Raw genomic sequence first — 12,212 nt, 5'->3', positions numbered from 1 at the left:
GGGCGGCATGCCCCCGCCGCCCGGTCCGCCGTGCCGGGCCCCGGCCGCCCCCTCGCCGGGGGCGGGGGAAGACCCGCCGGACACGGCCGGTCGGTCCCGGCCGTTCGCCCCGGGGCGCGGCGCGCGGGTCCGGGGAACGGACGGCGCGGAAGCGGGGCGGGTCCCCGGGCCCCGCCGCCCGGTCCGCTAGACGTCGCGGACGCGCAGCTCGGTGCGGGCCACGACCTGCGCGGCCACGGCCCAGCCCACCACGGCCAGGATGTTCACCGGCCCGTCGTAGGGCGCCGTGTAGAACCCCACGTCGCCCCCCGCGTAGAACTCGATGCCGGCCAGCCCCGGCATCAGCGCCGCGGCGTCGCTGATCGCCTGCACCTGGGACAGCTGCATGACCATCGGCAGGCCCAGCAGCATCAGGAAACCCAGGGTGATCGTGCCCGGCATGCTCCGCAGGGCCGTGCCGACACCGGTGAACAGCACCGCGAACAGCGCCATGCACAGGCCCGCGCTCAGCGCCGTCGCCGCCGCCTCCGGCACGTCGACGCCCGCGTACGGGGCCACGAACCCCGCCAGCACCGCCACCCCCACCAGGGTCGAGAGCACTCCCACCGCGAAGGCCAGCCCCGCGGACACCAGCGTGCGCGCCGCCAGCACCACCCCCCGCCTCGGCCGCCACAGCAGCGTGCTCGTGACGCTGTGGTTGGCGAACTCGCCGGTGGAGGCGAGCGCCGCGAGGACCAGCACCGCGAACTGCACCAGGTAGTAGTGTCCCTGGGAGGTGAGCCGCATGAACGCGGCGCTGTCCGCCTCGTCCGGGTTCTCCAGGATGCGCGTCAGCTCGGTGTACCCCATCAGGGCCGCGAACACGGCCATGCCCGCCAGCGCCACCGCGGCCACCGCCCAGGTGGACCGCAGCGACGACTGCCGGACCCACTCGGCCCCGGTCTCCCGGAGCAGTTCGGCGCCGGCCCGGGGCGGCCCCTCCCCGCCGGCGCTCCGGGACGCCCCGGCACCCGGACCGCTTCCGCGGGCGACCGCTCCGCCGGCCCCCTCCCCCGGAGCCCCGTTCCCCCGCCCGGCCCGTCCGCCCCTGCGCGTACCGCTCATCCCGTCCCGCCCTCGCATTCCGCCGCCTCCCGCTCCCTCTCCGTCCCGCCGCCGTCCCGTCCGCATCAGACCGCCGTCCCCCCGGTCCCGACCGGGGAGGCCGGGGAGGCCGCCCCGGCGCCGGTTCCCGTGCCGGAGGCCCCGGCGGACCGCCGCGAGGCCCTTCCCGCGCGGGAGCCGTACTCGACGGCGTCCCCCGTGAGCTCCAGGTAGGCCTGTTCCAGCGAGGCCTCCACGACCCGCAGGCCGTGGACCCGCGCGCCCGCCGCGTGCGCGTGGTCGCCGACCTCCTCCGCGCCGAGTCCGAACACGCGCAGCCCGGCGGCGGGCCCGCCGCGCTCCCCCGCCGCCCGTCCCCGGCCCGGCCCGCCGGGGACCGCCTCCCCGCCGGGGCCCTCCCCCGCACCGGGGCGGTCCGTGCCGACCGCGTCCCCCGCCCCGTCCCCGGACGCGTCCTCGACGCGCGCCCCCGGGGCGGCCTTCTCCAACCGCTCCCGCAGCCGACCGGCGTCCGGAGTGCGCACCAGGACGTGCTTGCGCGACCACGCCGCGATCACGTCGTCGAGGGGGGCGTCCGCGATGAGCCTCCCCCGGCCCACGACGACCAGGTGGTCGGCGACCGTCTCCATCTCGCTCATCAGGTGGCTGGAGACGAACACCGTGCGGCCCTCGGCGGCCAGCCCCCGCGTCAGGTCGCGCATCCACCGCACGCCGTCCAGGTCGAGCCCGTTCACCGGTTCGTCGAACAGGAGCACGCCCGGGTCGCCCAGCAGGGCGTCGGCGACGCCCAGCCGCTGCCTCATGCCGAGCGAGTAGCCGCCGACCCTTCTGCGGTCGACCTCCGCCAGCCCGACCTCCGCCAGGACCTCGTCCACGCGGCGCCGGGGGATCCCCGCTCCCACCGCCTTCGCGGTGAGGTGCGCGCGAGCGCTGCGGCCCGGGTGCGCGGCGTCCGGGGACAGCAGTGCGCCGACCTCGCGCGAGGGGCGCGCCAGCCGTTCGTACGACCGCCCGTTGACCAGGGCCTCCCCCGACGTGGGCCGGACCAGGCCCAGCAGCACCCGCATCGTGGTGGACTTCCCGGCGCCGTTGGGCCCCAGGAACCCGGTCACCCGCCCCGGCTCGGCCGTGAACGTCAGCCCGTCCACGGCCTTCCCCCTCCCGTAGCGCTTGGTCAGGTCTCGTACGGTGATCACCGCGTCCCCCGCTTCTCTCCGGAACCTCGGTGCACCACGCTAGGAACCGGCGCCCCCTCCCCACATCTGTGGTTCGTCGGGGCCCGACTACTCACTTGTGCCTAGAGTCCGGAGGCGCCCATGCGCGAGACCGACCGCCGCCACGCGGAGCTGCTGTGGAGGCACCACCTCATGGGCCACGGGACGCGCCCCGCCGACATCGCCGTCGCGCTGGGCGGCACCAACCTGGGGGTGGCCGCCCACGCGGCCGGGCTGTACCACCGGGGCCTGTTCCCGGTCCTCGTCCTGAGCGGGGGCAACAGCCCGTCGACCCTCGCCCGGTTCCCGCGCGGGGAGGCCGTCCACTACCGCGAGCACGTGCTCTCGCTGGGCGTCCCGGAGGAGGCGGTGCTGGTGGAGCCGGACTCCGCCAACACCGGGGAGAACATCGCCTTCACCCGCGACCTCGTCGCCCGGAGCGGGCTGGACCCGCGGACCGTGCTGGTGGTCTGCAAGCCGTACATGGAGCGGCGGGCGTACGCGACCGTCCGCAAGCTGTGGCCGTCCGTGGAGCCCGTGTGCTCCTCCGCCCCCCTCTCGCTCGACGAGTACATCGCGGACATCGGCGACGAGAAGCTGGTGGTGGACATGGTCGTGGGCGACATGCAGCGGGTGATCGAGTACCCGGCGCGCGGTTTCTCGATCCCCCAGCCGGTGCCGGACGACGTGCTCGCGGCCTTCGACGCGCTCGTCCGCGCCGGGTACGACGGCCGCCTCATCGCCCCCTGAACGGCCTGGCCGGTCGGCCTCCCCGGACGGCGGGGGCGGTCCCGGACCGGCGGGCCGCCCGGGGAGGGCCCCGGTGTCGGGGGGCGCGCCGGGCCCGCCCGTTTCACGGGGCCGGGACCGCGGGTAGGCCCCGTTCGAGGCCGGACCGACCCGGCCGGAACGGGGGAGGACATGCGGGCGTCCGTCGGCGACCACGTGCACATGCACGGCGTCACCAGCACAGAGGGGCAGCACACCGGGGAGATCGTGGAGGTGCGCGGGGCCGAGGACGGCCCCCCGTACGTGGTGCGGTTCCCGAACGGCCAGGAGCGGCTGATCTACCCCGGGCCGGACACGGTGGTGGAGCCCCGCGATCCGGTGGACTGACGGCGGCGCGGGGCGGCGGGGCGGCCGCCGCCCCGCGCCGGGACGGCCGCCCGTCCGGGGACGGGGCCCCGACCGCCCCGTACGCGGTGGCCCCGCCGTCCGGTCATTCGGTCACGCGGTCACGCGGTCCAGGAAGCCCGACAGGTTGGTCGTGGCCCGCTCGATCTGCTCGTCCACGGTGAGGGACTCCTCGAACCGGCCGCCGGTCTCCGGCGCCTTCTTGCCGCGCACGTACAGCGAGCAGGCGAAGTCCGTGCACATGTGCAGCCCCACCGTGTTCCCCTCCCGCCCGGCCCTCCCCGCCCGGGGCGCGGCCATCAGGGTCACCCCCTGGCCCGGGTGCGTGGTCAGGCACACCGAGCACATGCTGCGGCGCAGCCCCGTCCGCACGCTCGGCAGCCGGAACGCCACCCCCACGAGCCCCTCGTCCCGTTCGATGACCAGGTAGGCGCGCTCGTGCGCGGTGTGGTCGCGCCAGCCGAGGAAGTCCAGGTCCTCCCACGGACGCGTCGCGAGGTCGCGCGGCAGGGCCAGCCTCGTCGCCTCCCCCTTGGAACAGTTGACGAACGATCCGCGGATCTCCTTCTCGGTCACAGCTCTCATGGTGGAAACGCTAGACCTGCGCGGACGCCCCCGGCAACGGGATATCCGCCGCGGGGTCGCCGCCCGCCCTGACGTGCGCCGGGGCTCGGCGAAGGCCCCGGACGGGCGGGGCCCGCGGGTCCGCCGGGAACGGGACGGCCCGCCGCGGGGGCCGGGGGCGCCCGCGCCGTCAGGCGCCCGGGGGGACGCCCTCCCGGCCCCACGCGGCCAGCACCCGGTCGATGCGGTCCGCGATGCGGGAGCGCGCCTCCTCGCGGGGAACGCCGGCCATCAGCAGTTCGTCGTAGTCGGTGTCCTCGTGCCGGATCGACGCCACGACCGCGCGGCGCACCGCCCCGGGGTCCAGGGCGCGGCCCGCCGCCGACCGGCCCACCCTTCCGCTGCCGCGGGTGCCCGCGTGCTCCGCGATCCGCAGCGCGCGGCCGTCCGGGCACCCCGGGAACCGGAGGGCGATCTCCTCGGCGAAGCGCCCCTGGAACTCCACGTCCTGCGCCGCGCGGCGGACCGCGTCCCGCTCGCGTCGGCGCTCCCGGACGTCCTCGTCCGCCAGGCACAGGGCCTCGGCCCTCTCCAGCGCGGGCTCCTCCACGAGCAGGCCCGTCCTCCGGTGCTTGCGGCGGGAGGGGACCCAGCGCATGACGACCGCCGAGAGCCCGCTCTCCTTCTTCGCACGGCGGGTGAGCGCGGCGTCGCCCGCCGGCAGGAAGACGAGGTGGTCCATGTCGGTGCAGGCCAGGCAGTGCGGGGCGGCGTCCTCCACGCACTGCAGGTCCGTCCCGGGCTCCCCGCAGGAGGCGCACTCCCACGGGCCCGCGGACTCCAGCACGACGAGGTCGGGGGCCTTGGTACGGCGCTTCTCCTCCCGCTTGCGCTGCGCCCCGGTCGCGTCGGGCGAGATCCAGTGGGCCCGGAAGGCCTCTTCCCAGCGCGGATCCCCGTCGGCCGTGAACCGCAGGTCGCGCCGCTCACGGGACGCGGCGAGGTACTCGCCCTCCTCCCGTGTCATGCGCTGCCGCTCGGCCCACGCGCGCAGGAGCTCGACGGCCTCGCGCTGCCGGGCGGCGGGCGCCTGGACGAGCGCGCCGAGGGAGTCGGCGCGCCCCTGGCGCCAGGTGTCGAGGGCCTTGTCCGTGACCCATCCCAGGGAGGTGAACGCGTCCAGCACGGACACCGCCCCGCGCCGTGCGACGGCGCCGGTCGCGGCGGCCGCCACCCTGCGTCCCAGCTTCGTCTCCAGATCCGGCTGCATGCCCGTGTTCCCCGACCGTTCCGCTCATCCGACGTCTCGGCGCACCAGCCTAGGGCGTGTTCCGCCCGGGGCGGTGCGGCCTCCGCCCCCGGCGGGCGGGGCGCCGGGCCGCCCGCCGACGTGCCCGGGAGCGCGGCGGAGCCGGGCTCAGTCCCGCCCGAGGAGGCGGGCGACGTGGAGAACGGCGCCGGAGGCGAGGGCGGCGAGTGCCAGCGAAGCGGCGAAGGAGGCACCCCACAGGACGACGCCCTCCAGCGCGACCCACGACTCGAGGGCGCGGCGGGTGGCCTCCCGGGACACCATGAACACGAGCACGAAGACCGCGAAGGAGACGACGGAGGAGATCCTCACCCGTTCTCCTCCCCACTGTCCGGTGCCGGGGCCGACACGGCCCACACCCTATCCGGGACGCGCCGCAGGCCGTGAACCGGGACGCCGCCGACGCGGGCGGTCCGACGCGGGCGGTCCCGCCCGCCGGTCCGGGCGGCACGCGTCCCGGCCGTGTCACACCCCGGCCCGGCCGGGGCCGCGGGCGCACACTGGGCACGGGACCGGACACCGCCGGGCCCGCGTCGAGGAGGACACATGGAACTCGGTCTGCACATAGCCGACTTCACCTGGGCCGGCGGGGCCCCCGCACTGGGCCGCACGCTCGCCGAGACGGCCCGCCACGCCGAAGCGGCGGGGATCGCCCGCATCACCGTGATGGACCACCTGTGGCAGATGGGCGACGCCACCGGCCCCCGCGAGAACGACATGCTGGAGGCCTACACCACCCTCGGGTTCCTGGCCGCGAACACCGAGCGGGTGCTGCTGCACACCCTGGTCACGGCGGCCGTGTACCGGCATCCCGGGGTCCTGGCCAAGCAGGTCAGCACCCTGGACGTGCTCTCCGGCGGCCGGGCCGGGCTGGGCATCGGCGCCGCCTGGTACGAGGACGAGGCGCGCGGGCTCGGCATCCCGTTCCCGCCGACGGCCGAGCGGTTCACACGCCTGGAGGAGACCCTCCAGATCTGCCTCCAGATGTGGGGCGACGGCGACGGCGCCTACCAGAGCGAGCACTACCAGCTGGCCCGCACCCTGAACTCGCCGCAGAACCTCTCCGTCCCGCACCCGTACCTGATGGTCGGCGGCACGGGCGAGCGCAAGACCCTGCGGCTGGTCGCGCAGTACGCGGACGCCTGCAACCTCTTCGGCGGCCCCGGGGCACGGCACAAGCTCGACGTCCTCAGGGGCCACTGCGACGCGGTGGGCCGCGACTACGACACCGTCGAGAAGACCGCCACGTTCCCCTTCACGCCCGACACGTCCCGGGGCGCCCTGGTCGGGCAGATGCTGGACCTGCGGGAGGCCGGGTTCACGGTGGCGTACGCGTTCGGCCAGGGGTTCCCGGACCCCCGCCGCGCGATCGACCTGCTGACCTCGGCGCTCCCCGAGGTCGCCGAGGCGTAGGACGCGCCTCCGCGGCCCGGCCCGGACGCTACCCGGCCTCCAGGTCGGCGACGATCCCGGCGACGGCCTCCTTGGCGGTGCGGCCCGCGCCGATGAGGGTGGCCGAGGCCGCCCCGGTCCAGTCGCCGTACCCCAGGAGGGTCAGGCGCGGCTCGTCCGCGGAGCGGGTCCCGTCCAGGGCGATCCGCCCCCCGCCGGCCGACGGCACGAGCGGGGCGAGGTGGTCGAGGACCGGACGGAAGCCGGTGCACCACAGGATCGCGTCGCAGTCCAGGACCGTGCCGTCGGCCCAGGCCACGCCCGTCGCGGTGACCCGGTCGAACATCGGCTCCGCCTCGAGTGCGCCGCGGGCGCGGGCCTCGCGCACGCCCGGCACGGCGACGATGTCGCCGAGGTCCCCGGGGCCGGGGGCCCCGGCCCCCGAGCCGTCGCGAACGGCCCTCTGGCGCCGGGTGGCGATGGCGAACAGCGCCCGGCCGTCCACGTCGTCGGGCAGGAACCGCGGCGGCCGGGAGGTCGTCCACGTGGTCGTGGCGACCTCGGAGAGTTCGGCGAGGATCTGCGCGGCCGAGTTGCCGCCGCCGACGACCACCACCCGCCGCCCCGCGAACGCGCCGGGGCCCCGGTAGTCCGCGGTGTGCGCCTGGACGCCCCCGAAGTCCTCGCGGCCCGGGACGGAGGGGATGTACGGGGCCCTCCACGTCCCGGTCGCGCTGACGACGTGCCGGGCGTGCCAGGTCCGCGTACCGGCGCGGACCGCGAGTCCGCCGGGTTCGCGCTCCACGCCCGTGACGGTCACCGGGCGGCGCACCGGAAGCCCGTAGCGCCGCTCGTACGCGGACAGGTACCGGGCGACGTGCCCTGCCGAGGGGTACTCCCGCCCCTCCTCCCGCGGCATCCACCAGCCGGGCAGCATGCTGTGCTCCGCCGGGGAGAACAGCCGCAGCGATCCCCAGTACTCGTTCCAGGACCCGCCCGGCCGCGTCCCGGCGTCCAGGACGGCGAAGTCGGCTCCCGCCCTCCTCAGGTAGTACCCCGCGGCGAGCCCGGCCTGGCCTCCGCCGATCACCACCGCGTCGAACCTGTGGTCACGCGCGTCCATCCCGTCCCCTCCGTACTCCGTCCCACGATGCCCGTCCCCGCCGCCCGGTCCTCCCGCGGCGGCCCTCCTACCTCCGACCTGGGGCGAACCTCCGCCGCCGGGCCAGGGAGACGTGGACCAGGGCGATGAGCACGGGCACCTCGATGAGGGGGCCCACGACACCGGCCAGGGCCTGTCCGGAGGTGACGCCGAAGGTCGCGATCGCCACCGCGATGGCCAGCTCGAAGTTGTTGCCCGCCGCGGTGAAGGCCAGCGTGGCGGTGCGGTCGTAGCCCAGGCCGATCGCCTTGCCGAGGGCGAAGCTGCCGAACCACATGAGGGCGAAGTAGGCCAGCAGCGGAACCGCGATGCGCACCACGTCCAGGGGCCGGCCGGTGATCCTCTCACCCTGGAGGGCGAAGAGCAGGACGACGGTGAACAGCAGTCCGTACAGGGCCCAGGGTCCGATCCGGGGCAGGAACGCCGACTCGTAGCGCTCCCGACCCATCCTCCTCTCCCCGAGCAGGCGGGTCAGGAACCCCGCGACCAGGGGGATGCCGAGGAAGACGGCCACGTTGAGGGCGATCAGCCACGGGCTGACGTCCAGTCCGTCGGTGTCCAGGCCCAGCCACCCGGGGAGCAGGTCGAGGTAGAACCAGCCGAGCACGCCGAACACGAGCACCTGGAAGACGGAGTTGAGCGCCACCAGGACGGCGGCGGCCTCGCGGTCGCCGCACGCGAGGTCGTTCCAGATGACGACCATGGCGATGCAGCGGGCCAGGCCGACGATGATCAGGCCGGTGCGGTACTCGGGCAGGTCGGCCAGGAAGATCCACGCCAGGGCGAACATCACGGCCGGGCCGACGACCCAGTTGACCACCAGGGAGGAGACCAGCAGGCGCCGGTCGCGGGCGACGGTGTCCAGCCGGTCGTAGCGGACCTTGGCCAGCACCGGGTACATCATGATGAGCAGGCCCAGGGCGATGGGCAGGGAGATCCCGCCGACCTCCACCGAGGCCAGGGCCTCGTTCAGCCCCGGCACCAGGCGGCCCAGCCCCAGGCCCACGGCCATGGCGAGCAGGATCCACACCGCGAGGAACCGGTCCAGGAGCGAGAGTTTCGCGACGAGGGACCCGTCCGTGCCGGTGGTGGTCCTGTCGGTCGGGGCCATCAGCACGGCCTCCGGTTCTGCGCCGCGCCGGAGGCACGGGCCGCGGCGGCCAGTCCGGCCAGCCCCTCCGAGAGGGCCTCCAGCGCCTCGGGGCGGAGCCGGTAGTAGGTGAACCGGCCGCAGGGCTCGGTCTCCACCACTCCCGCCTCGCGCAGGATCCGCAGGTGGTTGGACAGGTTGGTCTGCCGGGCCCCGGTCTCCTCCACGAGGTGGGTCGTGCACAGGGTCTCGCGGGCCAGCAGGGTCACGATCCTCAGGCGCAGGGGGTCGGAGAGCACTCTCATCAAGTCAGCATCCACTGATATCAGCACGTGCTGATACTATCGCGCCGACAGCCGCCGGGACCACGTCCCACCGCACCCGAACCGAACAGGGGAAACCGCCATGGGCGACCACCGCAAGCCGTCCGTCCTGTTCGTCTGCGTGCACAACGCCGGGCGCTCCCAGATGGCCGCGGCCTGGCTCCGCCACCTCTCCGGGGGCCGGATCGAGGTCCGCTCCGCGGGCTCGGCCCCCGCCGACTCCCTCAACCCCGCCGTCGTCGAGGCCATGGCCGAGGTCGGCGTCGACATCACCGGCCAACGCCCCCGGGTCCTCACCGACCGGGCCGTCGAGGCCTCCGACGTGTGCGTCACGATGGGATGCGGCGACGCCTGCCCGTTCTTCCCCGGCAAGCGCTACCTGGACTGGGACCTGCCCGACCCCGCAGGCCTGGGCGTGGAGGCCGTCCGCCCCGTCCGCGACGAGATCAGGAGGCGCGTCGAGGCCCTCATCGGCGAGCTCGTGCCCGGCGGGGCCTGACCGCCGCGCCCCTCCGCCCGGCGCCCGCCCCGGCCGCCCGGGTATCGGCCCCGCCCCGCTCACACCGCAGGCATGGCCGATACACCGCGCCCGCCGGGGGCCTTGCCCCGGCTTCCCCCGGTCTGCACCCGGCCCCTGGTCCCCGTGGCGGGCGTCCGCGTTTCCGTGGCCACCGTACGGCGCAGACCCTTCACACACTGCAACCGACGTGAAGGATTCCCTTGCGCCCGTCAGCTCTCACCGCAACCGCCGGCGCCCTCGGCCTCGCCGTCCTCGCCCTCTCCCCCGCCACCGCCCACGCTGCCGCGCCCGTCCCCCTCGCCGACGCCGTCGCGGCGCTGCCCGTCGCCGGCGAGAGCCGGGAGGGCTACGACCGCTCCCTGTTCCCGCACTGGACCGACCAGGACGGCGACGGCTGCAACACCCGTATGGAGGTCCTGATCGCCGAGGCCACCACCGCCCCCGAGGCCGACGAGCGGTGCCGCCTGACCGGGGGCGAGTGGCAGAGCTACTACGACGACCGCGTCCACACCGAGGCGCGGGGGCTCGACATCGACCACATGGTGCCCCTCGCCGAGGCATGGGACTCCGGGGCCTCGGAGTGGACCACCGAGCGGCGCCGCGCCTACGCCAACGACCTCGACGAGGAGGTCGCCCTGGTCGCGGTCACCGCGAGGGAGAACCGCGCCAAGGCCGACAAGGACCCGGCCCAGTGGCTGCCCCCGTCGGAGGCCGCCCTGTGCCGGTACGTCACCGAGTGGACCACCGTGAAGACGCGCTGGTCGCTCAGCGTCGACCAGGCCGAGGCGGACGTCCTCGCGACGGCCGCCGCGGAGTGCCCCGACGCCGTGGTCGACACCGTGCCCGCGGCCTGACCCCCGCCCGTCCGGGCGGGCGGGTCAGGCGTCCGCCTTCTCCCGCTCCGCCCGGGCGGTCCCGCGCCGCGCCCTGAACAGCTTCTGCGCGAGCGGGAGGAGGACCACGACGGCCAGCAGCAGGAGCAGCGTGCCGGAGATCGGCCGGGTGAGGAACCCGGTCGGGTCCCCGTCGAAGACGAGGAGCGAGCGGCGCAGCGAGGTCTCCAGCAGGGACCCGAGGACGAACGCGAGCACCAGCGGGCCGGGCTCGAAGCCGAACTTCTTCATCAGGTAGCCGACCAGGCCGAACACCACCACGAGGGCGATGTCGAAGACGCTGTTGCGGACCGTGTAGACGCCCACCAGCGTGATCAGCACGGTGATCGGGGCGAGGATGCTCCCCCGGACCCGCAGGATCTTCACGAACAGCCCCACCAGCGGGATGCTCATGATCAGCAGCAGGATGTTCCCGATGTACATCGAGTTCACCACGCCCCAGAACAGGTCGGGGTCCTCGGAGACCAGCTGGGGCCCGGGGGTCACGCCCTGGATCATGAGCGCGCCGAAGATCATCGCCATCGTGGCGTTGGCGGGGATCCCGAGCGTGAGCAGCGGGATGAAGGAGGAGGTCGCGGCCGCGTTGTTCGCCGACTCCGGCGCCGCCACGCCCTCGACCGCTCCGTGGCCGAAGCGCTCGGGCGTCCTGGACCGGCGCTTCTCCAGCGCGTACGCCGCGAGGGACGACAGCGTGGCGCCGCCGCCGGGGAGGATGCCGAGGAAGAAGCCGAGCACGGAGCCGCGGCCGATCGCCCCGGACGACCGGCGCAGGTCGGCGCGGGAGGGCCACGCGTTGGCCACCCTGGCCGGGGCGACCGCGCCCTTCCTCCGCTCCTCCAGGTTGTAGAGGATCTCGCCGAGGCCGAAGACGCCCATCGCGATCGGGACGAAGTCGAGCCCGTCCGCCAGGGAGAGGGACTCGAAGGTGAACCGCTCCGCGCCCGTGAACATGTCGCGTCCGACCGTGGCCAGGAGGAGGCCGAGGCACGCGGCGACGATCGCCTTCACGCGCCCGCCGTTGCTGACCGTGGCGACCAGCAGGATGCCCAGCAGGGCCAGCGCCGTGTACTCCGGGGGGCCGAAGTCCAGGGCGAAGCCCGCGACCACGGGCGCGAGCAGCGACAGGGCCACGATCGACACCGTGCCGCCCACGAAGGACCCGATCGCCGCGATGCCGAGCGCGGTCCCCGCCTTGCCCTTGCGCGCCAGGGCGTGGCCGTCGAAGACGGTCACCACGGAGGAGGCCTCGCCGGGGAGCCGGAGCAGGACGGAGGTGATGGTGCCGCCGTACTGGGCTCCGTAGAAGATGCCCGCGAGCATGATGATCGCGGTCACCGGCTCCACCCCGAAGGTGAGGGGCAGCAGGATGGCGATGGTCGCCGCCGGGCCGAGTCCGGGGAGCACGCCGACCAGCATCCCGACCACGACGCCGAGCAGGCAGTAGAGCAGGTTGGCCGGTTCGAGGACGACGCCGAACCCGTCGACCACGGGGGTCAGGAAATCCATC

General features: G+C 75.1%; 14 protein-coding genes. 5 read left to right on the top strand and 9 right to left on the bottom strand.

Annotated features, from left to right (window positions below; all coding sequences use genetic code 11):
* Positions 1-186 precede the first annotated feature (186 nt).
* A complete protein-coding gene (locus tag ACQPYD_RS02640; RefSeq protein WP_433699616.1) occupies positions 187-1,104 on the bottom strand; it encodes an ABC transporter permease in 918 nt (305 codons plus the stop codon).
* A gap of 65 nt (positions 1,105-1,169) precedes the next feature.
* Complete coding sequence (locus tag ACQPYD_RS02635; RefSeq protein WP_433699615.1) at positions 1,170-2,300, bottom strand: ATP-binding cassette domain-containing protein; 1,131 nt, start codon at positions 2,298-2,300, stop codon at positions 1,170-1,172.
* Between the two features lie 120 nt (positions 2,301-2,420).
* On the opposite strand from ACQPYD_RS02635, the gene ACQPYD_RS02630 reads away from it, so the two are divergent.
* Together ACQPYD_RS02630 and ACQPYD_RS02625 are read left to right on the top strand one after the other, a co-directional pair.
* Positions 2,421-3,068, top strand: coding sequence for a YdcF family protein (locus ACQPYD_RS02630; protein WP_433699614.1), 648 nt, complete (start codon positions 2,421-2,423; stop codon positions 3,066-3,068).
* A 171-nt stretch (positions 3,069-3,239) separates the two neighbouring features.
* Positions 3,240-3,434: a DUF1918 domain-containing protein gene (locus ACQPYD_RS02625; RefSeq protein ID WP_433699613.1), complete on the top strand. Its 195-nt coding sequence runs from the start codon at positions 3,240-3,242 to the stop codon at positions 3,432-3,434.
* Between the two features lie 111 nt (positions 3,435-3,545).
* Here ACQPYD_RS02625 and ACQPYD_RS02620 read toward each other — a convergent pair whose 3' ends face one another.
* The 3 genes from ACQPYD_RS02620 to ACQPYD_RS02610 all read right to left on the bottom strand — a co-directional run bounded on the left by ACQPYD_RS02620 (position 3,546) and on the right by ACQPYD_RS02610 (position 5,637).
* Positions 3,546-4,037, bottom strand: a complete 492-nt coding sequence (locus tag ACQPYD_RS02620) for an FBP domain-containing protein (RefSeq protein WP_433699612.1) — start codon at positions 4,035-4,037, stop codon at positions 3,546-3,548.
* Positions 4,038-4,206: 169 nt separating this feature from the next.
* Positions 4,207-5,286, bottom strand: coding sequence for a DUF2293 domain-containing protein (locus ACQPYD_RS02615; protein ID WP_433699611.1), 1,080 nt, complete (start codon positions 5,284-5,286; stop codon positions 4,207-4,209).
* Positions 5,287-5,433: 147 nt separating this feature from the next.
* Positions 5,434-5,637 (bottom strand): hypothetical protein, encoded by a 204-nt coding sequence (locus ACQPYD_RS02610; protein WP_433699610.1) that lies wholly within the window; start codon positions 5,635-5,637, stop codon positions 5,434-5,436.
* A gap of 234 nt (positions 5,638-5,871) precedes the next feature.
* On the opposite strand from ACQPYD_RS02610, the gene ACQPYD_RS02605 reads away from it, so the two are divergent.
* Positions 5,872-6,738 carry an LLM class F420-dependent oxidoreductase gene (locus tag ACQPYD_RS02605; RefSeq protein ID WP_433699609.1) on the top strand — a complete coding sequence of 289 codons (867 nt, stop codon included), beginning with the start codon at positions 5,872-5,874 and terminating at the stop codon, positions 6,736-6,738.
* Between the two features lie 28 nt (positions 6,739-6,766).
* On the opposite strand, the gene ACQPYD_RS02600 is transcribed toward ACQPYD_RS02605, so the two are convergent.
* The 3 genes from ACQPYD_RS02600 to ACQPYD_RS02590 form a co-directional block, all read right to left on the bottom strand.
* Positions 6,767-7,840, bottom strand: coding sequence for an ArsO family NAD(P)H-dependent flavin-containing monooxygenase (locus ACQPYD_RS02600; protein WP_433699608.1), 1,074 nt, complete (start codon positions 7,838-7,840; stop codon positions 6,767-6,769).
* Positions 7,841-7,907: 67 nt separating this feature from the next.
* Positions 7,908-8,990 carry an ACR3 family arsenite efflux transporter gene (gene arsB, locus ACQPYD_RS02595; protein WP_433699607.1) on the bottom strand — a complete coding sequence of 361 codons (1,083 nt, stop codon included), beginning with the start codon at positions 8,988-8,990 and terminating at the stop codon, positions 7,908-7,910.
* The gene (locus ACQPYD_RS02590) at positions 8,990-9,274 is read right to left on the bottom strand and encodes an ArsR/SmtB family transcription factor (RefSeq protein ID WP_433699606.1); all 285 of its coding nucleotides are present in this window, start codon (positions 9,272-9,274) and stop codon (positions 8,990-8,992) included. Before ACQPYD_RS02590 ends, arsB begins: the two co-directional genes overlap by 1 nt.
* Positions 9,275-9,374: 100 nt before the next feature.
* Between ACQPYD_RS02590 and ACQPYD_RS02585 the strand changes: the two genes are divergently transcribed.
* Both ACQPYD_RS02585 and ACQPYD_RS02580 read left to right on the top strand, forming a co-directional pair.
* Positions 9,375-9,791: an arsenate reductase ArsC gene (locus ACQPYD_RS02585; protein WP_433699605.1), complete on the top strand. Its 417-nt coding sequence runs from the start codon at positions 9,375-9,377 to the stop codon at positions 9,789-9,791.
* Between the two features lie 221 nt (positions 9,792-10,012).
* On the top strand, positions 10,013-10,666 hold the full coding sequence (locus ACQPYD_RS02580; protein WP_433699604.1) for an HNH endonuclease family protein: 654 nt from the start codon (positions 10,013-10,015) through the stop codon (positions 10,664-10,666).
* Positions 10,667-10,690: 24 nt separating this feature from the next.
* Here ACQPYD_RS02580 and ACQPYD_RS02575 read toward each other — a convergent pair whose 3' ends face one another.
* Positions 10,691-12,211: a tripartite tricarboxylate transporter permease gene (locus ACQPYD_RS02575; protein WP_433699603.1), complete on the bottom strand. Its 1,521-nt coding sequence runs from the start codon at positions 12,209-12,211 to the stop codon at positions 10,691-10,693.
* Position 12,212: the final 1 nt, after the last annotated feature.

Source organism: Nocardiopsis sp. CA-288880 (assembly GCF_050955985.1).
GTDB lineage: Bacteria > Actinomycetota > Actinomycetes > Streptosporangiales > Streptosporangiaceae > Nocardiopsis > Nocardiopsis tropica.
Note: the sequence above shows the minus strand (reverse complement) of the source record. Positions and strands in the feature narration are given on the sequence as shown.